At 71.4% G+C, this 18904-nt stretch carries 19 protein-coding genes; 4 read left to right on the top strand and 15 right to left on the bottom strand.

The features are described from left to right. Window positions 1–147 precede the first annotated feature (147 nt). From fbaA to K7396_RS35695, 7 genes are all read right to left on the bottom strand, one after another. Window positions 148–1170: a class II fructose-bisphosphate aldolase gene (fbaA, locus tag K7396_RS19170; protein WP_086717224.1), complete on the bottom strand. Its 1023-nt coding sequence runs from the start codon at window positions 1168–1170 to the stop codon at window positions 148–150. 254 nt (window positions 1171–1424) lie between these two features. Beyond that, window positions 1425–1967 carry an orotate phosphoribosyltransferase gene (gene pyrE / locus K7396_RS19165; protein WP_086717225.1) on the bottom strand — a complete coding sequence of 181 codons (543 nt, stop codon included), beginning with the start codon at window positions 1965–1967 and terminating at the stop codon, window positions 1425–1427. 54 nt (window positions 1968–2021) lie between these two features. Further along, a complete protein-coding gene (locus K7396_RS19160; protein ID WP_086717226.1) occupies window positions 2022–2885 on the bottom strand; it encodes an aldose epimerase family protein in 864 nt (287 codons plus the stop codon). A gap of 77 nt (window positions 2886–2962) precedes the next feature. Further along, the gene (locus tag K7396_RS19155; RefSeq protein WP_152104802.1) at window positions 2963–3910 is read right to left on the bottom strand and encodes an SRPBCC domain-containing protein; all 948 of its coding nucleotides are present in this window, start codon (window positions 3908–3910) and stop codon (window positions 2963–2965) included. 124 nt (window positions 3911–4034) lie between these two features. Then, window positions 4035–5759 (bottom strand): polyamine aminopropyltransferase, encoded by a 1725-nt coding sequence (locus tag K7396_RS19150; RefSeq protein ID WP_152104801.1) that lies wholly within the window; start codon window positions 5757–5759, stop codon window positions 4035–4037. A 268-nt stretch (window positions 5760–6027) separates the two neighbouring features. Then, window positions 6028–6549, bottom strand: a complete 522-nt coding sequence (locus K7396_RS19145) for a DUF2617 family protein (protein WP_152104800.1) — start codon at window positions 6547–6549, stop codon at window positions 6028–6030. Between the two features lie 323 nt (window positions 6550–6872). Continuing rightward, window positions 6873–7169 (bottom strand): hypothetical protein, encoded by a 297-nt coding sequence (locus K7396_RS35695; RefSeq protein ID WP_086718869.1) that lies wholly within the window; start codon window positions 7167–7169, stop codon window positions 6873–6875. 198 nt (window positions 7170–7367) lie between these two features. Here K7396_RS35695 and K7396_RS19135 point away from each other — a divergent pair, with 198 nt between their 5' ends. After that, a complete protein-coding gene (locus tag K7396_RS19135; RefSeq protein WP_086718870.1) occupies window positions 7368–8546 on the top strand; it encodes a pyridoxal phosphate-dependent aminotransferase in 1179 nt (392 codons plus the stop codon). A gap of 96 nt (window positions 8547–8642) precedes the next feature. On the opposite strand, the gene K7396_RS19130 is transcribed toward K7396_RS19135, so the two are convergent. From K7396_RS19130 to clpB, 6 genes are all read right to left on the bottom strand, one after another. After that, entirely contained in the window at window positions 8643–9359 is a 717-nt protein-coding gene (locus tag K7396_RS19130; protein ID WP_086718872.1) for a hypothetical protein, read from the bottom strand. A gap of 84 nt (window positions 9360–9443) precedes the next feature. Beyond that, window positions 9444–9629: a hypothetical protein gene (locus tag K7396_RS19125; RefSeq protein ID WP_223660089.1), complete on the bottom strand. Its 186-nt coding sequence runs from the start codon at window positions 9627–9629 to the stop codon at window positions 9444–9446. 184 nt (window positions 9630–9813) lie between these two features. Next, complete coding sequence (locus K7396_RS19120; protein ID WP_086718874.1) at window positions 9814–10830, bottom strand: hypothetical protein; 1017 nt, start codon at window positions 10828–10830, stop codon at window positions 9814–9816. Then, window positions 10827–11423, bottom strand: a complete 597-nt coding sequence (locus K7396_RS19115) for a WXG100 family type VII secretion target (protein WP_086718875.1) — start codon at window positions 11421–11423, stop codon at window positions 10827–10829. Before K7396_RS19115 ends, K7396_RS19120 begins: the two co-directional genes overlap by 4 nt. 244 nt (window positions 11424–11667) lie before the next feature. Then, window positions 11668–12204: a YbjN domain-containing protein gene (locus K7396_RS19110; protein ID WP_086718879.1), complete on the bottom strand. Its 537-nt coding sequence runs from the start codon at window positions 12202–12204 to the stop codon at window positions 11668–11670. 155 nt (window positions 12205–12359) lie between these two features. After that, window positions 12360–14990 carry an ATP-dependent chaperone ClpB gene (gene clpB, locus K7396_RS19105; RefSeq protein WP_086718881.1) on the bottom strand — a complete coding sequence of 877 codons (2631 nt, stop codon included), beginning with the start codon at window positions 14988–14990 and terminating at the stop codon, window positions 12360–12362. Window positions 14991–15249: 259 nt separating this feature from the next. On the opposite strand from clpB, the gene K7396_RS19100 reads away from it, so the two are divergent. From K7396_RS19100 to K7396_RS19090, 3 genes are all read left to right on the top strand, one after another. Continuing rightward, the gene (locus K7396_RS19100; RefSeq protein WP_152104799.1) at window positions 15250–15822 is read left to right on the top strand and encodes a Uma2 family endonuclease; all 573 of its coding nucleotides are present in this window, start codon (window positions 15250–15252) and stop codon (window positions 15820–15822) included. 29 nt (window positions 15823–15851) lie between these two features. Then, window positions 15852–16256 (top strand): pyridoxamine 5'-phosphate oxidase family protein, encoded by a 405-nt coding sequence (locus tag K7396_RS19095; RefSeq protein WP_086720325.1) that lies wholly within the window; start codon window positions 15852–15854, stop codon window positions 16254–16256. 457 nt (window positions 16257–16713) lie between these two features. Then, the gene (locus K7396_RS19090; protein ID WP_086720323.1) at window positions 16714–17118 is read left to right on the top strand and encodes a hypothetical protein; all 405 of its coding nucleotides are present in this window, start codon (window positions 16714–16716) and stop codon (window positions 17116–17118) included. A gap of 129 nt (window positions 17119–17247) precedes the next feature. Here the strand turns inward: K7396_RS19090 and K7396_RS19085 are convergent, their stop codons facing one another. Both K7396_RS19085 and dnaJ read right to left on the bottom strand, forming a co-directional pair. Further along, window positions 17248–17700: a heat shock protein transcriptional repressor HspR gene (locus tag K7396_RS19085; protein WP_086720322.1), complete on the bottom strand. Its 453-nt coding sequence runs from the start codon at window positions 17698–17700 to the stop codon at window positions 17248–17250. Window position 17701: 1 nt separating this feature from the next. Then, window positions 17702–18874, bottom strand: coding sequence for a molecular chaperone DnaJ (dnaJ, locus tag K7396_RS19080; protein WP_086720321.1), 1173 nt, complete (start codon window positions 18872–18874; stop codon window positions 17702–17704). Window positions 18875–18904 lie beyond the last annotated feature (30 nt).

The raw sequence follows: 18904 nt of genomic DNA, 5'->3' as shown, positions 1-18904 counted from the left end.
GCATCCGCAGCCGCTCGCCCGCCCTGAGGCATCCGGCGACCCACGGGTCCGGGCACGCGCCGACGGCCCCGGGCACGCGGAAGGCTCCGCATCCCGGGGATGCGGAGCCTTCTGCCCAACGGAGCCGGCCGGGCGGCCGGCCCGCGGTTACTTGATCTTGGTGCCGGTGGAGCGCAGGTTCTCGCAGGCCTGGGCGACCCGCTGGGCCATCCCGGCCTCGGCGAGCTTGCCCCAGCTGCGCGGGTCGTAGGCCTTCTTGTTGCCGACCTCGCCGTCGACCTTCAGCACGCCGTCGTAGTTGCGGAACATGTGGTCCGCGACCGGGCGGGAGAAGGCGTACTGGGTGTCGGTGTCCAGGTTCATCTTGACCACGCCGTTCTCCAGCGCGGTGGCGATCTCCTCCGGGGTGGAGCCGGAGCCGCCGTGGAAGACGAAGTCGAAGGGGGCGGTCTTGCCGTACTTGGCGCCGACGCCCTCCTGCAGGTCCTTCAGCAGCTCGGGGCGGAGCACGACGTTGCCCGGCTTGTAGACGCCGTGGACGTTGCCGAAGGAGGCGGCGAGCAGGTAGCGGCCCTTCTCCCCCAGGCCCAGCGCCTCGGCGGTGCGCAGCGCGTCGTCGACCGTGGTGTAGAGCTCGTCGTTGATCTCGTGGGTGACGCCGTCCTCCTCGCCACCGGTCGGGGTGATCTCGACCTCAAGGATGATCTTGGCGGCGGCGGCCTTGGCGAGCAGCTCCTGGCCGATGGCCAGGTTGTCGGCCAGGTTCTCGGCCGAGCCGTCCCACATGTGGGACTGGAACAGCGGGTTCTGGCCCTTGGCGACGCGCTCCGCGGAGATGTCCAGCAGCGGACGGACGTAGCCGTCGAGCTTGTCCTTGGGGCAGTGGTCGGTGTGCAGCGCGACGGTGACGTCGTACTTCTCGGCGACGACGTGTGCGAACTCGGCGAGCGCGACGGCGCCGGTCACCATGTCCTTGTTGTACTGGCCGCCCAGGAACTCCGCACCACCGGTGGAGATCTGGATGATGCCGTCGCTCTGCGCCTCGGCGAACCCACGCAGCGCGGCGTGCAGCGTCTGCGTCGAGGTGACGTTGATGGCCGGGTAGGCGAACTTTCCTGCCTTCGCCCGGTCAAGCATCTCGTTGTAGACCTCGGGGGTTGCGATGGGCATCTGTCCGCTCCTTCAGGTATGCGGGTGTGCTTTTCTTGGCCCTGACCAGGGGGCGAGGACTTCGCCGAGCACATCTTCCCAGACTCGGCGAATTGCTCCACATTCCGCGCCCGGCCGTCCCGCAGTGTGGGCGGCCGGTTTCACGTGAAACCAGCCGCCCCTCGGCAAAGCCGCAGTTCAGCGCCGCTTTCCCGATTCCGCGCGGCCCATCGGTCCGTCGCCCCGTCGGCCCGTCGGCCCGTCGGCCCCCGAGGTCAGCCGAGGCCGAGGTCGCCGAGCTGGTAGCCGGTGAGATAGGGGAGCCCGGCGTCCGCGATGGCCGACGCGGCACCCCGGTCCACGATCGTCGCCACCGCCACGACCTCGGCGCCCGCCTCGCGCGCCGCCTCGACGGCGGTCAGCGGGGAGCCACCGGTGGTGGAGGTGTCCTCGACGATCAGGACCCGGCGGCCCGCGATGTCCGGACCCTCGATACGGCGCTGCATACCGTGCGCCTTCTGCGCCTTGCGGACCACGAAGGCGTCCAGCCGGCCGCCGCGCGCGGCGGAGGCGTGCAACATCGAGGTCGCGACCGGGTCGGCACCGAGCGTCAGCCCGCCGACCGCGTCGTAGTCGAGATCGGCGGTCAGCTCCAGCATCAGCCGGCCGACCAGCGGCGCGGCCTGGCCGTCCAGGGTGATCCGGCGCAGGTCGATGTAGTAGTCGGCCTCCTTGCCGGAGGAAAGCGTCACCTTGCCGTGCACCACGGCCTTGTCCTTGATCTGCTGCAGCAGCTCGCCGCGCACGTCGTCACTCATGCGCACGAGCTTACGGGCTGCCCGGCAGGCCCCCGCAGGCGCACGAGGCGGCCCTCAGGCGGTGTCCCCCGCCGGGCTCCGCCAGCTCCAGGTCATGGAGATCTCCAGCGGGTCGATGGGGGTGACCAGGCGCGGCAGGGTGTTGAGACCGTTCGGCGGGCCGGACTGCGGCTCGACACAGACCGCGGCCTCCTGCTCGTCGTAGACCACGGCCCACTCGGCGCGGCTGGCGACCGCCAGCTCCAGCCGGCCCGGCCAGGTGAGGGTGGCACCGACCCCTTGCGGCATCCCGAAGCAGTCGTCCCAGGGCCCCGGCCGCGGCGGAATGCGCCGGCCGGTCGGGAGGTGGTCGTCGCCCCGCTCCTCCTGCCACTCGGGGGTGAAGTCGAGACGGACGTCCTCGCCCCCCTCGCCGAGGTTCCGCAGGAACCAGGGGTGCCATCCGGCCTGCGCCGGGAACGAGTCGCCGGTCGCCTCGACGCACAGGGTGAGGGTGAGCGAGCCGCCGTCCGCGGCCAGCTCCACGAGCTGGGTCACCCGCCCGGGATACGGCCAGGGCGCCGCCGGATCGGCGAGATCGTAGGTGAAGACCGCTTCCGTCGCGCTCGCCCGCGCGGTCCGCCAGCGCAGGTCGCGGCCGGTGCCGTGGATGGCGTGCGGCGCGGCGTTGAGCGGCATCTGGTGCAGCTCGCCCCCGTTGCGGAACTGCCCGTGCGCGATCCGGCCGCACCACGGGACCATCGGGAAACAGCCGTACTTGTCGCCCTGCCGCAGCAGCTCCGTACCGCCGACGCGCAGGCCGGCGATCCGGCAGCCGTTGTCCGGACGGACGGTCACTTCGGTGTCCCCCGCGGCCAGTCGTACGCCGGGGGACGCCGGTGCGGACGCTGCGCTCTGCGTGGTCTCGTCGGTACTCACGGGACCGACCCTAACGGTGCGCCGGCGCCCGGCGCGGGACGCCGGGACGGGGCGCGGGCGGCCGGCGGCCTGCGGGGTCAGCGCCGCCGGCGCAGCACCCGGCCGACGACCACGGCGGACGCCAGCACCACCGCGGCGGCGGGCGCCGCCCAGCGCAGGGCCGCCGAGGTGCCGCCCGGCTCGGGCGCGGGCACCGGCGCGTACCGTCCGCGCGGCGGCGCGTGATCGACCTCCTCCGCGCTGCGCCCGATCATCGTCCGGCGGGCGTGCGCGGCCTCGGCGGGGGCGAGGCCGTCCGCGTCATGGCCGTAGGCGTGCTCGGGGTGCGGGGCACGCGCCGCGTGGAACGCGTCCCCGGCGTCGCCCGCACCGAGGTCCTCGACGCCCTCGGCCCCGTCGCCGTCCGCCGCTGCTTCCGCGTCCGCGTCGCGGCCCGGAGTCGCCGGCGTCGCCCCGTCGTCGGCCGCATCCGGCCCGGAGGCACCGGCCGCACCATCCGCCGGACCGCTCTCCGCCGGACCGCCGTCCGTGGTGTCCTCGCCGGCCTGCCCGGCCGTCGGCCGCCGGCGCAGGTCGGCCGCGAGGTTGTCCGCGAAGCGGTCGAGCAGCCGGCGGCCGGCGGAGGCGGCGGACTGGTCGCCGGCCTCGGCGATCCGGCCGTCGCCGTGGACCGTGCCGGAGCAGGCCAGCGTCGTACCGGGGCCGGGCTCGGTGGCCGGGGAGAGGCGTACGGCCAGGGTCACCGTGACCGATCCGTCGCCCCGTACCTCGGTGCCCTTCGCCTCGACGGTCACCGCGGCGCCGTCGTCGTCCGGTCCGTCGTCCGCGGCCGCGCCGACCGTCAGCGTCCCGCGGTAGGTGATGGTGGAGCTTCCGACACGCAGCCGCAGCCGGCCGGCCGGCGTCCGGGGGGCCGCGTCGGCGTCGAGCTGGACTCCCGGGACACAGCGCGCCACCCGCTCCGGCTCGGTCAGCGCCTGCCGCACGGTCCCGACGGGAAACGGAACGTACACCTCATGCTCCATGGCATAGGAGCCTACCCAGCGCCCCCGCACCCCGTGCCCGCGCACACAGACTTTCTGCGCGGCAACCCCGGCCCCGCGCTGCACCGGCCCCCCGCACCGGCCCGCCCGGTCGAGGCCGCACGGATCAGCCGAGATAGCGCGGATGTATCAGCGTCGACGGCGGCAGCCCGGACATCCGGTCGCGGGCCTCCCCACGCCGGCCGGCCTGCAGCTCCGCGCGGGTGAGACCGGCCGGCGGCGGCGCATCGGACGCCAGGCCGAACCGCGGGCGGTGCCGGGCGGCCAGCACGAAGCCCCAGTAGCGGCCCCCGCCGGCCAACGGCGCGGCGGCGGGCACCTCGGCGTCCACCGGCGGAAGGGGACGGGCCGCGCGGTCCGGGCCGCCGTAGAACGACGCGGGCCGGCCGGCCAGGCGGTACGGCACCGTCTCCAGGCCCACCGACCGGACCGTCGCGTCCACCGTCCAGTACAGACGCGCCCGTTCGACCGGCGGCCCGGCGTGCACCACCAGCCGCCCCTCGGGCGCCAGCATGCGTCCCGCGAGGCCGTAGAACTCCTGCGAGTAGAGCTTGGTGCTCGCGGCGATGCCCGGGTCGGGGAGGTCGGAGACGATGACGTCGTACGGCGCCTCCCGCCGGCCGCGGCCGCGCAGGCCCTGCTGCCGCAGCCAGTCGAAGGCGTCGGCGGTCACCACCCGCACCCGTGGATCGAGGAGCGAGTGGTGGTTGAGGCGGGAGAGACCGGGGTCGGTGCGCGCGAGCCGCAGGACACCGGGGTCGAGTTCGACGACGGTGACCGAGCGGACCGCGCGGTGGCGCAGGATCTCGCGCACCGCGAGGCCGTCGCCGCCGCCGAGGACCAGCACCCGGCCGTGCGGCCCGCCCGCCATCGCCGGATGCACCAGCGCCTCGTGGTAGCGGTACTCGGTCTCCGCGCTGACCCGGAGCCGGCCGTCCAGATAGAGCGCCAGCGGTCCGCCTAAACCTTTCCTCCCCCGCCCCGCACCGCCTCCGGCGCCCGTGCCGCCGGTCATCACCACCTCCTGGATGCCGGTCTGCACCGCGACCCGCGCCGAGGAGCCGTACACCGCCTGCCGCGCGGCCCGTTCGAACGGCGCGGCCAGCAGCACCCCCGCGGCCAGCAGCGCGAGGACCACGGCATTGGCGGCCAGCAGCGTCCAGCGGGCGCGGGCGCTCAGATCGTCGCGGAAGAGCCACAGCACCAGCACGGCGCCGGCCACCGCGTTGACCCCGCCGGTGAGCAGGGCACCGGTCAGCTGGCCGAAGCCCGGCAGCAGCAGGAAGGGGAAGGCCAGGCCCCCGACGAGCGCGCCGACGTAGTCGGCGGCGAAGAGGTCGGCGACCGCGCCGCCCGCGTCCTGCCGGCGCACCCGCTGGATCAGCGTCATCAGCAGCGGCACCTCGGCGCCGATCAGGATGCCGATGGCCAGGGAGAAGCCGACGAGCGCGGAGCGGGACTGGCCGAACCAGGCGAAGCAGGCGTAGAGCGCCATCGCGGAGCTGCCGCCGACCAGCGCCAGGCCGGCCTCGACCGCGCCGAAGCCGACCGCCGCCCGGCAGCGCATCCGCTTGGCGAGCAGCGCGCCGACGCCCATCGCGAAGACCATGACGGACAGCACGATCGACGCCTGGGTGACGGAGTCGCCGACCAGGTAGGTGGCCAGCGCGACCAGTTCGAGTTCGTAGACCAGGCCGCAGGCGGCGCAGACGAAGACGACGGCGAGGACGAGCAGCCGGCCGGGCCCGGCCGGCACGGGCAGGCGCGCCGGTGTCATGGCCTCCGGCGGCCCGGGGACGCCGGTGAGGACGGGCTCTGGCGGGTCGATCATAAAGTGAACGCTACGTGACGATTCCGTGGCCCTCTGTCACTCACACGGGTGCAGTCTGCCCGCTGCACGCGCCGGTCGCGGCACGGCCCTCGCGAGGGGCGCGCGGCACATCTCCACGCCCCGCCGGCCGCCCCGACCGCACACTCCACACCACCCACGCCCCGCCGGACATCCACACCCCGGCGCACAACCCGCCCGCACGCCCCTCGCGCCGCCCAGGCCCCCACACCGTCCCGCCGACCGGACCGGTCCCCTTCGCCGGCCCCGACTAGACCGCCGCGACCGCCGCCCGTACGCCCACGCGGGTACGGGTGGCCACCAACCGGCCCTCCTGGGGGTACGCGTGCCAGGTCCGCCAGCGCACCTGCCCCTGCTGGCACTGCGCCAGCATCGCGGTGAAGGCGTGCGGCGAACCGGGGAACGTCCCGGCGAGGCCGTGCGGATGCTCGGCCACCAGCGCGAGCAGTTCCTGCGCCCGCCCCGCGAACGAGCCGCGCGACAGCGTCTCCACATGGGCCGCGAACTCGTATTCCCAGTCGCCGAGCTGCTTCGCCACGCCCAGCGGCAGCGGCGTGCTGCTGCCCGGCATACAGGCGACGGTTTCGGAGCAAGTGCCGCGCTCCTCTTCGAGAAGCACCTGGTGAGAGGCGCCGAGCAGCCTCAACTGCAGTTGTGCGCCGTGGAGTTCGAGATCGAGCACGGCGAGGGCCGGCAGGGGTTCCCTGCCCAGCGCCCAGGCCAGATCGGAGGCACGGGTATCGGTGTACGCCGTCTGCAAAGTGGTGAGCATGGGTCGGCTCCGCAAGCACGCAGTGGAATGGTGGGCCGGCCCGCCCGTTGAAGGCCTGGAAATGTCCGAATGCCTGCCGGCTCGTGCCCACGCGGGAACGGAGAACGTGGGGGATTCTCCAGGGAGAGGGAATCATGAAAGCCCTGCCGCCCACAGCGCTTTTACCCATCTTCTCCGGGTTTCCATCCGCCCGGGGGCCTTGCAGTTCAACTGTTCAACGACCAAGCGTCCAGCGGGTGTTGATGCGTTCACCAGCACCCGCCAGACGCATATGCGCACAGCAACAGCCCTTTCGCGCCAGTGGAGTTGGCGCAACCGTCGGCTCAGGAGCCGCCGCCACCACCGCAGCCACCACCGCCGCCGCAGCCGCCGCCACCACATGAGGAACCGCCGCCGCAGCCGCCGCCCCCGTGGTGCCCGCCGCCGTGGTGCCCACCGTGGTGCCCACCGCCCAGGCTCGAACCGCCGTCACCACCGGCCCACCAGCTGGCGCCGCCCGCACCGGCCGAGCTCCGGCCGAGGCCGCGGCCGGAACCCCGTCCGCCGGCGCCGCCCCGCGAGGCCAGGGCCACCAGGCCGATCACCGCCGCGCAGATCACCAGGAAAATCACGATCCCCATCTGCCTCACATTCCTTTCTTCCCCCGAAGCGAGGCACCCGCTCCGTCCGGCGCCCGGTGCGCCGTTCCGGCGCCGTCCCGCGCCGGTGGCCGTCCTCGTCGACGGCCGTCCGCATCCTTGGTGCGGGGCTGATGCCCTGGCCCGGCGGTCTCAAAGCACAGTTGAGGAACTCCAGAGGTTCGGCGGAGGATGGCGCCCATGGACCGACCGCTGCTGAACCGCCGCCTCGCCGAATTCGGCACCACGATCTTCGCCGAAATGTCGGCACTCGCCGTACGGACCGGCTCCATCAACCTCGGCCAGGGCTTCCCCGACGCCGACGGCCCCGAAGAGGTCAGGGAGGCGGCGGTGCGCGCGCTGCGCGACGGCCGCGGCAACCAGTACCCGCCCGGCCCCGGCGTCCCCGAGCTGCGCCACGCCGTCGCCGCCCACCAACAGCGCTTCTACGGACACCTCGGCCTCTCCTACGACCCCGACACCGAGGTCCTGGTCACCGCGGGCGCCACCGAGGCCCTCGCCGCCTCCCTGCTGGCCCTGCTGGAGCCGGGCGACGAGGTCATCGCGCTGGAGCCGTACTACGACTCGTACGCGGCCGGAATCGCGCTGGCGGGCGGCCGCCGCGTCCCGGTCACCCTGCGCGCGGACCCCGCGTCCAGCACCTACCGCCTCGACCTGGACGAACTGCGCGACGCCGTCACCGACCGCACCCGCCTGATCCTCCTCAACACCCCGCACAACCCCACCGGCACCGTGCTGACCCGCGAGGAGCTCGCCGAGATCGCCCGCCTCGCCCGCGAGCGCGACCTCCTCGTCATCACCGACGAGGTCTACGAGCACCTCGTGTTCGAGGGCGAGCACATCCCCCTCGCGTCGTTCCCCGGGATGCGCGAGCGCACCGTCACCATCGGCTCGGCGGGCAAGACCTTCTCCTTCACCGGCTGGAAGGTCGGCTGGGTCACCGCGCCCCCCGAACTGGTCGGCGCCGTCCGCTCCGCCAAGCAGTTCCTCACCTACGTCTCCGCCGGACCGTTCCAGTACGCCGTCGCCGAGGCGCTCGCCCTCCCCGACAGCTACTACACCGGGCTGCGCGACGACCTGCGCGCCAAGCGCGACGTCCTGGCCCGCGGCCTGACCGCGGCCGGCTTCGGCGTCTTCAGCCCCTCCGGCACCTACTTCATCACCACCGACATCCGCCCCCTCGGCCACGACGACGGCTTCGCCTTCTGCCGCACCCTCCCCGAACGCGCCGGCGTCGTCGCCATCCCCAACGCCGTCTTCTACGACCACAAGGACCAGGGCGCCCCCTACGTCCGCTTCGCCTTCTGCAAACAGGAGTCCGTCCTACGGGACGCAGCGAACCGCCTGCAAAAGCTCTGACCCGAGGCCCCGCAGCGCGCCCCGGCCCAAGCCCCCGCCGTCAGGTCCAGTACGCCTCGGGCGGCGGGGACCCGGGCCCGCGTTCCGGGCCGCGCGTCACTGAGGGGCGACCGGCATGGCGTCGAAGCCGTCGAAGAGGTACGCGTAGACCTGCGCGAGATAGGCCCGCAGTTCCCGCTGGTCGGGGAACTGCACATAGGTCAGCCCGAACCACTGCGCCACCGTCAGCGGCTCATTCGCCACGAGGTGCCGCAGCCCCGCCCGGATCGTGTCCTGATAGTCGGGCCAGGCCAGGTCGAAAACCTCCCGCAGCATGCCGAGGTCATCGACGGCTTCGACGCCGAGCACTCCGGCGCAGAAGTTCACCAGGCGCCGGTCGACACCGGGGACGTCCAGCCCGATATCGGCCAGCGAGACGGTGACCGGGTCTATTTCCTCGTAGCCGCCCGGGTACGGGTAGAGCGTGGTGTTCCGCAGGTCGGCGTCGTTCTCCGGCCCGTCCTCGCGCTCCAGATCCCGCGCCGGCCGGTACACCCCGTACAGCAGGCCGCGCGTCGAGAAGTCCGCGTAGACGTAGTTCACTTCACCGCTGGGACTGTACGGCCGCCGGGGATCGATGGTGATCGCCGTGGCCTTTCCCAGGCAGTTCTCGCCCTCTCCGTAAACCGCCTCGAACGGCAGAACCGGCGAGAGGTCGTGATTCTTCAGCGCCGCTTCACGCAGGGCATCGTCCGCCCGGACCATGGCCTCCTCGGAGTCGAAACGGCTCGCCCACGGGCCGGTGCGGGGCGGCAGTTCGTCGCGCATTGTCATGAAACGGAGACTCCGTCCATCGAGAGTTCGAGCCGATCGGGCGTGGCCAATCTTCCCACGAGCAACCTGCGGCGCGACGGGGCGTCAGACCTCGTAGCCGGGAGGCGGGACATCATCCGGGGACTCCGGTGGCTCCTTGCGGTCACCGTAGAAGTAGTCGTAGAGATCCTGCAGGTAGGCGTACAGAAGGTCATCGCGCCAGAAATTGACCCTGGTCAGCTCGTACCAGTCCTCCACGGTGGCAGACCGCTCACGCAGCAAGTACTCCAACGCCTCGCGCAGATTCCGGGCGTCTGGCGATTTAGGGTTTCGGACGATGTACGACTTGTAAACGGGAACGTCATCGATGAACTCAATATTGAGGGAGGACCTGAAGAATTTACCGACCCCGCCCACCTCCGCGAAAAAATGCGGGATACTCGACGGTCTGAATTTTCTGGAGTACATCCCCACCTCACCTGTTAAAGACTCTTACCGGCTCCGGGAACATGGTCACCAATTTATGTCCACCGTTGCCATCCGGTGCATAGATCGCCTTGATCTTCGCCTGCTGAAAGTCCACCGGTTTATAGTTGATGCTCTTATCGGGATTCATCGGATTGTCGGGGTCGATGTAAAATCCGCGGAACCTGTGACTGTGATCGCCGGGTCCCCAGGCATCTTCGGGCGAGAATACGACTTCATGCCTGTTAGAGTTGGGCATTCGCGTTCGATCGCCGTCAATTCTACCCCTGGCGTGCTCGTCGGCATGCATAAACGCTTCGCCTTGGCCCTCTCCAAAGGCCGTGGAGAAGGAATCACACTTATGCTTCTTTCCCGTCTCCGCATCCAGGTGCGCGTCCTCCCCCAACCGCTCCTTGGCGTTCGGTCCGTGCACTGGGTCGATCTTGTTTTCGGTCTGCACATAGCCGCCTTGACGGGCAATGCGCGGATTACCGTCGTCGTCTTTGAGCAGATCCCCGTTCACGTCCTTGGGCCCGGTCGGTGTGCCCAGCCGGTCCTTCAGCATGTCGTCGGTCGGATCGAGATGCCGCTGCGGGCCGTGACCCTGCCGGCGGAGGTCATCGACGCGCTCGCCAACGCGCTTCTTGTGCTTGTCACGAAGGTCGTCCTCGCCCAGCACCCGCTGGCCGAGCTTCAGGTGAACCGCGTCCCGCTCGTCGTGGTGACGCCGCATGTTCTTGCGGATCGCCTCTTCGGCGTCGTCGATGTTCTTCTTGGTGATGTCCAGCCCGTGCCCGATCGACCGGTGCCCCCTGGCCATCGCCTTCGACATGTCGGTGATCATGGAATCGATGATCGGGCGGACCGCCTTCTCCACGACCAACCCGAACCTGCCCTTGCCGAGCAGTCTGCCGCGCGTTTTCGAGTCCAGATTGCTGCTGTGGCGTTCCACCCGCTCCGCATGCCCGTGGGCGTCCTTCGCCGCCTTCGCCAGATTGTCCGGGTGCGCCCGGAACCCCTTGCTCATGCCGCACCCCCCGCAGCACCCAGCGCCGCGTCGACGCCCTTGAAGACGAGACCGGAGACGGCCTTCTCGATCTCGGCCTGGAAAGGTTCGATCGCCATGGAGACGAGTTCGGCGATGAGGACGTCCTCGATCTCCTGGATGACCTCTCTGATGATGCGCTTGCCGACCTCGATGGCCGCCGCCTCGGCGGCCGCCGCGATGCCGAGGGTCGCCACCGTCGCGGCGGCCGCGGCCGCCATTTCGACCGCGGTGATGACGAGTTGGGCGATGACGACGCCCTTGGCCGCGACCACGCCGACGGCCGCGGCCTCCAGTGCCGTGGCGAGCACTTCGCAGCAATTGGCCAGGACCACGTGGTGTTCGCCGGAGACCTGGTTCCACTTGCTGAGCAAGGCGTCGTAGGACGCGCCCTCATAGGCGTCGGCGAGGCCCTTCAAAGCCCCGTCCATCCCGTCGTGGGACTCCTTCAACCCCTGGCCGAACTCCCGCACGTGCCCGCCCCAGGCCCGCAGTTCGTCCTCGTCGATGTCGGGCCACTCCAGGCCCATCAACTCCATGATCCAGACGACTTCACCAGGCAGTTCGATGGACACCGCCGGCCTCCCCCTTGGCTCCGCGTCCGCTCAACTCCGCGTATACGGACGAGCGATGTGCCCCGTACGGTTCCATGCGCGACCGAAAGTGATCAAGTCCGGCCGGGAGCGGAATCACCCAGGGTCCGGAGCCGAAGCGCGGGCCGCGCCCCGCACCGCCGGCCCTCGCCCCACCGCAGACAGACGCGGGCCCCGGAGCCGAAAGCTCCGGGGCCCGCGCAGCCGGGGTGGCGGCGTGTGAGGCTCAGGCCTCGTCGTCGCCCGGCTTCTCGTCGGAGTCGCCTTCGATCTCGGCTTCGAGGCCGAGCTGCTCGACGATCCACTTGTCGAATTCGATCGAGGCGCGCACCCAGCTGACCGTGCTCGACACGAAGTGTTCGAGCGAGACACCGGTGCCGATCAGCATCGATGCTTCACCGATCAGACGGACCGTGCCGTCGTCGTGGGTGTGGGTGTAGGCCTTGGGCCACAGCGTCCGGCGGTTCCAGTCGTCGATCGCCTCCAGCAGCTTCGACTTGTCGTCGATGCCGTGGGCACGGTCGTAGAACGTACGGACGGAGAAGATCTGCTGCTCCTCCTCGCCCCGGAACATGAAGTACGTGCGGAACTGCTCCCACGGAGCGGCGAGGTCACCCTCCTCGTCGACGACGTACTTCAGCTCCATCTGGTCGAGGAGCTGCTTGACCAGGTCCTGGTCAGGCACGACGGGGCCCTCAGGCCCCGAGGGCTCGGGTTCGGGCTGGCCCCCGAAATTCGGAATCGAGGACGGGTCGATGCTCACCGTGGAATTCCCTTCGTATGGTCCCTGCCATCCTCCCCCACATCCGCCCCGTCCTGGCAACCCGGGACGGAGCGGATGCGGGCAAGGTGTCGGTCAAGGAAAGGATCACGGACGGGGGCGGGCGGCGCAGCCGTACGCCCGGATCGCGGGGCCGGTCAGCCCGCGGTCCGTCCGGCCGGCTCCACCGACAGCTGGTCGCCGTCCACGTCCACCCGCACGGTGTCCCCGTCCAGCACGTCGCCCGCCAGGATGGCGCGGGCGAGCGGGTCGCCGATGGCCGTCTGGACCAGCCGGCGCAGCGGCCGGGCGCCGTAGGACAGGTCCGGCGCCGGGGCGTCGATCACCGGCTCCTGACCGAGCCAGGCGAGCCAGGTCAGGGCGCGGTCGGTGACGTCCAGGGTCAGACGGCGGTCGCCGAGGCGGCGCTGCAGGTGATCGAGCTGGATCGCGGCGATCCGCTGGAGCTGGTCGGTGCCGAGCGGGTGGAAGACCACCACGTCGTCGAGCCGGTTGAGGAATTCGGGCCGGAAGGCGGCCCGGACCGTCTCCAGCACCTTCTCCTTCTTCTGCTCCTCCTTGAGCAGCGGGTCCATCAGGAAGGTGGAGCCGAGGTTGGAGGTCAGGATGAGGATGGTGTTGCGGAAGTCGACCGTGCGGCCCTGGCCGTCGGTGAGCCGGCCGTCGTCGAGGACCTGGAGCAGGATGTCGAAGACGTCGTGGTGCGCCTTCTCGACCTCGTCCAGCAGGACGACGGAGTACGGGCGGCGGCGGACCGCCTCGGTGAGCTGGCCGCCCTCCTCGTAGCCGACGTAGCCGGGCGGCGCGCCGACCAGCCGCGCGACGCTGTGCTTCTCGCCGTACTCCGACATGTCGATCCGGACCATCGCCCGCTCGTCGTCGAAGAGGAAGTCCGCGAGCGCCTTGGCCAGCTCGGTCTTGCCGACACCGGTCGGGCCGAGGAAGAGGAAGGAGCCGGTGGGCCGGTCCGGGTCGGCGATGCCGGCGCGGGTGCGGCGTACGGCGTCGGAGACGGAGCGGACGGCCTCGGTCTGGCCGATCAGGCGCTTGCCGAGCTCCTCCTCCATGCGCAGGAGCTTCTGGGTCTCGCCCTCCAGCAGCCGGCCGGCCGGGATGCCGGTCCAGGCGCCGACCACATCGGCGATGTCGTCGGGGCCGACCTCCTCCTTGACCATGGATTCCTTGGACGCCTCCTGCTCGGCCTCGGCGGCGGCCGCCTCCTCCAGCGCCTGCTCGACGCCCGGGATCTCGCCGTAGAGCAGCTTGGACGCGGTGTCGAAGTCGCCGTCGCGCTGGGCCCGCTCGGCCTGGCCGCGCAGCTCGTCGAGCCGCTCCTTGAGCGCGCCGACCCGGTTGAGGCTCTCCTTCTCCTTCTCCCAGCGGGCGGTCAGGCCGCGCAGCTCCTCCTCCTTGTCGGCGAGGTCCTTGCGCAGCTTCTCCAGGCGCTGCAGCGAGCCGGCGTCGGTCTCGTTGCGCAGCGCCAGCTCCTCCATCTTGAGGCGGTCCACGGCGCGCTGGAGCTCGTCGATCTCCACGGGCGAGGAGTCGATCTCCATACGGAGGCGGGAGGCGGCCTCGTCGACCAGGTCGATGGCCTTGTCGGGCAGGAAGCGGGAGGTGATGTAGCGGTCGGAGAGGGAGGCGGCGGCGACCAGGGCGGAGTCCGCGATCTGCACCTTGTGGTGGGCCTCGTAGCGGCCCTTGAGCCCGCGCAGGATCGCGACCGTGTCCTCCACGGTCGGCTCGGCGACCAGCACCTGCTGGAAGCGCCGCTCCAGCGCCGGGTCCTTCTCGATCCGCTCGCGGTACTCGTCCAGCGTCGTCGCGCCGACCATCCGCAGCTCGCCGCGGGCCAGCATCGGCTTGAGCATGTTGCCGGCGTCCATCGAGGAGTCGCCGCCGGCGCCCGCGCCGACGACCGTGTGCAGCTCGTCGATGAAGGTGATGATCTGGCCCTCGCTGGACTTGATCTCCGCCAGGACGGTCTTCAGCCGCTCCTCGAACTCGCCGCGGTACTTCGCGCCCGCGACCATCGCCCCGAGGTCGAGCGCGACCAGCCGCTTGTCCCGCAGCGACTCGGGCACGTCGCCCTTGACGATCCGCTGGGCCAGCCCCTCGACGACGGCGGTCTTGCCGACGCCCGGCTCGCCGATCAGCACCGGGTTGTTCTTGGTCCGGCGGGAGAGCACCTGCACCACGCGCCGGATCTCGTGGTCCCGGCCGATGACCGGGTCGAGCTTGCCCTCGCGGGCGGCCGCCGTGAAGTCCGTACCGAACTTCTCCAGCGCCTTGTACGTGCCCTCCGGGTCGGCGTTGGTCACCCGCTGGCCGCCCCGGCTCGCCTCGAAGGCGGCCAGCAGCTTCTTGGCGCTCGCGCCCTGGTCGGCCAGCAGCTCACCGGTGCGCCCTCCCTTGGCGGCGATCCCGATGAGGAGGTGCTCGGTGGAGACGTAGGCGTCACCGAGCTCCTTGGCGCGCTGGGTGGCGTCGGCGATGGCGGCGAGCAGGTCGCGGTCGGGCTGCGGCGGCGCGACCGTCGAGCCCTGCACGCTGGGCAGCCCGGCGAGCTGCCGCTCGGCGCCGTTGCGCAGCACGGCGGCGTCCGCCTCCACGGCGGACAGCAGGTCCATGATGTTCTCGTTGTCCTGCCCGGCCAGCAGCGCGAGCAGGAGATGCGCGGACGTCATGTCCGCATGCCCGGCGGTCACCGCCCGCTCATTGGCGGCGCTCAGCGCCTCCCGGCTCTTGTTGGTCAGCTCGGCGTCCACGTCCTCGCGATCCTCCTCGACTCGTCCTCAACAGCCTCTGCGGGCCCGGTCCGGGCCCGTCCACACGCCCGTACGGCACCCACCCTGCTCATGCCAACGTGCGATAAGTTGAGTCTATTCCACTCAAGGTTGTTCCGGGAGCCCCGCCCGACCCCACCCTCGCTCACTCGTGCGAGGTAATCCCGTCCAACGCGCCGTCGCGGCCCACACCACCCGGTGACACTGGCCTTCGACCACGAGGAGGTGCAGCCTGACGGCTATGGCACACGCGCCTATGCCCACCGACGAAGAAACCCTCCTGGATTACTTCCTCGCCTTGGAAACGCCCCTGGGCTTCCGAGCCGAGCTGATCGAGGGGGAGATCGTTGTGACACGGCCCACGGACGGCACTCACGAGCACTGCTTCAGCAGGGTGCTCTCGCAGATCATGCGAAGGTCCGCGGTGGACATGGACGTCTCCGGCTACAAGGGGCTGGAGATGCCTCGCGGCGGCAGGTGCCCCAAGAATCATGTGATCCCCGATGCCACCGTCGCGCCCAGTGAGATCAGCCTGTTCCGCGGCGCGGCCCCCTGGATGCCCAGCGACGGAGTCGCCATGGTCGTCGAGGTGACATCGAGCAATCCGGAGCGCGACCGCGTCGCCAAACGGCACTGCTACGCCCGAGCCGGCATCCCGCTCTGCCTGCTCGTGGACCGGGGCAGGGCCGAGATCACGCTGTTCAGCGACCCTTCCGGGGACGACTACGCGGGGCACAACACCGCCCCTGCCGGCAAACCCCTCCCCCTCCCCGCCCCCTTCTCCTTCGAGCTGGAGACCACCGACTTCCTCTGACCCCCGGGCCCCGGCCTACCCTTGCTCCCATGGCTCATGACCTCAGCGCCCTCAGCCCGGAGTACCTCGCCTTCTGGGGCGAGTACCTGATGCCGACGCTCACCACGCTGCGGACCGACGGGACGCCGCACGTCGTCCCCGTGGGCGTCACCTACGACGCCGGGCAGCGGATCGCGCGGATCATCACCCGCAAGGACAGCGCCAAGGTCAAGAACATCGTCGCCGCGGGGGCGGACGGCGCCACCGTCGCCGTGTGCCAGGTCGACAAGGGCCGCTGGGCGACGCTGGAGGGCATCGCACGGGTGCGTACGGACAGCGAGTCGGTGGCCGACGCGGTGCGCCGGTACGCCGAGCGCTACGGCCGGACCCCGACGCCCAACCCCGACCGCGTCATGATCGAGATCGCGGTGACCAAGGCGATGGGGCGGGCCTGAGCGCGGACCACCGCATTCCTCCGGCCGCCGGCCCGCCGCCTCCCCGCGCCCGCCGGACCGCCGGCTCTCCCGCCCGGCCGCCGGCCGCCTGGCCGAAAACGGACCCTTCCGCTCCGCCGGGGGCCGTCCACCTGGTACTCAAGAGCGACGGGAACCGAACAGCTCCGTGCAACGACGGACGGCATCGGGCCTGCCCCAGGCAAAAGACGGCAGCTGGAGGCCGCATGGCGTCGGCAGTGCGCATCGTGACGACCGCTCCGCGCCGTCCGTCCCCCACCCGGCGACGCCCGCACGCCGAGCTCTGCCCGCGCTGCGGCGGCCAACTGGCCGTCAATCAGGACGGCTGGAAGATCTGCCACGCCTGCGGTTACGCTTCGCCGCCCGGTACAGCCCCTCCTCCACGGGCCACCCGCGGGGGTATCGTCGCCCCCACAGTCGCCACGCCCCGGAGGGCACGATGAACTCGGTCCGAGTCACGGCGATCGCCTGCCTGATGCCGCTGTCCGAGCTGGACGAGGATCCGTTCCTGGTCGATGACCGCAGCCAGCACGACATGTGCAAACAGTGGGCGGCAGCCCGTGACTACCACCTGACCTGCCAGCTCAGCCTGCACCACCTGCGGGCCGACCACAGCGCCCTGTGGCGCGACGTCGCGGCGGGCCTGGTGGACGTGTTCGTGGCGCCCAACCGCCGGGCGCTGGAGAACGCCATCGACGGCACCGCCGAGTTCACCGCACGCTGCGCCGAGGCCGGCGTACGCCTGGAGACCGCCGACCTCGACGAGCCCGTCTACACCCTGGCGATGAAGTCGCAGGTGCACCGCCGGCTGTCGATGCCGACGGCGGGCTACAACGGCTGCTGAGCCGAGCGGGGCGGCCCCGGGCGAAGGGCGCGCACGGCGGCGGGCGGCGCCCGGAAACGCGACGAGGGCCGGGTTTCCCCGGCCCTTCGCCACCTCACACACCGGCGGTCCGCGCCCCGGCGGACCGGATCACTCCGGCCGCTTGGGCCGCCACACCACCAGCGCGCTGCTCTGCTGCACATCCTGATACGGCACCAGGTCGCGCCGGTAGGAGGCGTGCACCGCCGCCTCCCGCTGCTGCATCGCGCTGGCCGCGCCCTCCAGGGCGCCCTGCAGCTCGACGAGCCGCTGCTGCAGCGCCGTGACCTGGTTCTCCAGCTCGATGATGCGCTTGATGCCGGCGAGGTTGATGCCCTCGTCCTGGGACAACTGCTGCACCGTACGGAGCAGTTCGATGTCCCGGGCCGAATAGCGGCGGCCCCGCCCGGCCGTACGGTCGGGCGAGACCAGCCCCAGCCGGTCGTACTGCCGAAGGGTCTGCGGATGCAGGCCGGAGAGCTGAGCCGCGACGGAGATGACGTACACCGGCGACTCATCGGTCAGTTCATAGGGGTTACGACGCTGCCCGCCCCGGCTGTCCATCTCAAGCTCCCTTCGCGGCCTGGAACAGCTCCGCCCGCGGGTCCGTGCCCGCGGTCGCCTCGCGATAGGACTCCAGCGACTCCCTCGCCTTGTCGCTGAGGTCACCGGGGACCAGCACCTCTATGGTGACCAGCAGATCCCCCCGGGTCCCGTCCTTACGGGTCGCGCCCTTGCCGCGGGCGCGCATGGTGCGTCCGTTGGGGGTGCCGGCCGGCAGCTTCAGCGTGACCGGCGGGCCGCCCAGCGTCGGCACCTTGATCTCACCGCCCAGAGCGGCCTCCGGGAAGGTGACCGGCACCGTGACGGTGAGGTTGTCGCCCTTGCGGCCGAAGACCGGGTGGGCGTCGACATGCACGACGACGTACAGATCGCCCGCCGGGCCGCCCTGCTCGCCCGGAGCGCCCTTGCCGCGCAGCCGGATGCGCTGCCCGTTGGAGACGCCCGCGGGGATGCGGACCTGCATCGTGCGGGCGCTGGTCGCCCGGCCGCTGCCCTTGCAGACGTCGCAGGGGTCCTGGGCGATCAGGCCCCGGCCCTTGCAGTCGGCGCACGGGTCGGTGAGCGAGAAGCCGCCGCCCGCGCCCCGGCTGACCTGGCCGGTGCCGACACAGGTCGGGCAGACCCGCGGCGTGCCGTTCTTGTCGCCGGTGCCCGAACACGCCTTGCACGGCGCCTGGCTGGACATCCGCAGCGGGACCGTGGCCCCGTCCACCGCCTCGGTGAAGCTGAGCGTCACCTCGGACTCGATGTCCTGGCCACGGCGCGCGTGGGTGCGTGTCCCGGCGCCGCCGCGGTTGAACAGGCCGCCGAAGACGTCCCCGAGCCCGCCGCCGAAGCCGCCGCCCCCGCCCTGTCCCTGGGCACCCCCGAAGAGGTCGCCCAGGTCGAAGTTGAAGGAGCCGCCGCCTCCGGCCGGGCCCGGCCGGTAGCCGCCGTTGCCGAACAGCGCCCGCGCCTCGTCGTACTCCTTGCGGCGCTTGCTGTCGCCCAGGACGTCGTTGGCCTCGGAGATCTCCTTGAAGCGCTCCTCGGCCTTGGCGTCGCCCTTGTTGGCGTCCGGGTGGAACTCGCGGGCGAGCTTGCGGTACGCCTTCTTGATCTCCGCTTCGGTGGCGTCCTTCGGGACGCCGAGGACCTTGTAGTAGTCCTTCTCGACGAAGTCCTTGGTGCTCATCCCCGACGTCCCTCCTCCCGCGCGGATTCC

This window comes from Streptomyces angustmyceticus (assembly GCF_019933235.1).
GTDB classification, from domain to species: domain Bacteria; phylum Actinomycetota; class Actinomycetes; order Streptomycetales; family Streptomycetaceae; genus Streptomyces; species Streptomyces angustmyceticus.
This window is presented reverse-complemented; position numbering and strand designations above follow the sequence as displayed.

What these genes read in the sequence shown, in the direction of transcription:
- fbaA (WP_086717224.1), bottom strand. Translation starts at nt 1,170, where the DNA reads ATGCCCATCGCAACCCCCGAGGTCTACAACGAGATGCTTGACCGGGCG.
- pyrE (WP_086717225.1), bottom strand. Translation starts at nt 1,967, where the DNA reads ATGAGTGACGACGTGCGCGGCGAGCTGCTGCAGCAGATCAAGGACAAG.
- K7396_RS19155 (WP_152104802.1), bottom strand. Translation starts at nt 3,910, where the DNA reads ATGGAGCATGAGGTGTACGTTCCGTTTCCCGTCGGGACCGTGCGGCAG.
- K7396_RS19150 (WP_152104801.1), bottom strand. Translation starts at nt 5,759, where the DNA reads ATGATCGACCCGCCAGAGCCCGTCCTCACCGGCGTCCCCGGGCCGCCG.
- K7396_RS19145 (WP_152104800.1), bottom strand. Translation starts at nt 6,549, where the DNA reads ATGCTCACCACTTTGCAGACGGCGTACACCGATACCCGTGCCTCCGAT.
- K7396_RS35695 (WP_086718869.1), bottom strand. Translation starts at nt 7,169, where the DNA reads ATGGGGATCGTGATTTTCCTGGTGATCTGCGCGGCGGTGATCGGCCTG.
- K7396_RS19135 (WP_086718870.1), top strand. Translation starts at nt 7,368, where the DNA reads ATGGACCGACCGCTGCTGAACCGCCGCCTCGCCGAATTCGGCACCACG.
- K7396_RS19130 (WP_086718872.1), bottom strand. Translation starts at nt 9,359, where the DNA reads ATGACAATGCGCGACGAACTGCCGCCCCGCACCGGCCCGTGGGCGAGC.
- K7396_RS19120 (WP_086718874.1), bottom strand. Translation starts at nt 10,830, where the DNA reads ATGAGCAAGGGGTTCCGGGCGCACCCGGACAATCTGGCGAAGGCGGCG.
- K7396_RS19100 (WP_152104799.1), top strand. Translation starts at nt 15,250, where the DNA reads ATGGCACACGCGCCTATGCCCACCGACGAAGAAACCCTCCTGGATTAC.
- K7396_RS19095 (WP_086720325.1), top strand. Translation starts at nt 15,852, where the DNA reads ATGGCTCATGACCTCAGCGCCCTCAGCCCGGAGTACCTCGCCTTCTGG.
- K7396_RS19090 (WP_086720323.1), top strand. Translation starts at nt 16,714, where the DNA reads ATGAACTCGGTCCGAGTCACGGCGATCGCCTGCCTGATGCCGCTGTCC.
- K7396_RS19085 (WP_086720322.1), bottom strand. Translation starts at nt 17,700, where the DNA reads ATGGACAGCCGGGGCGGGCAGCGTCGTAACCCCTATGAACTGACCGAT.
- dnaJ (WP_086720321.1), bottom strand. Translation starts at nt 18,874, where the DNA reads ATGAGCACCAAGGACTTCGTCGAGAAGGACTACTACAAGGTCCTCGGC.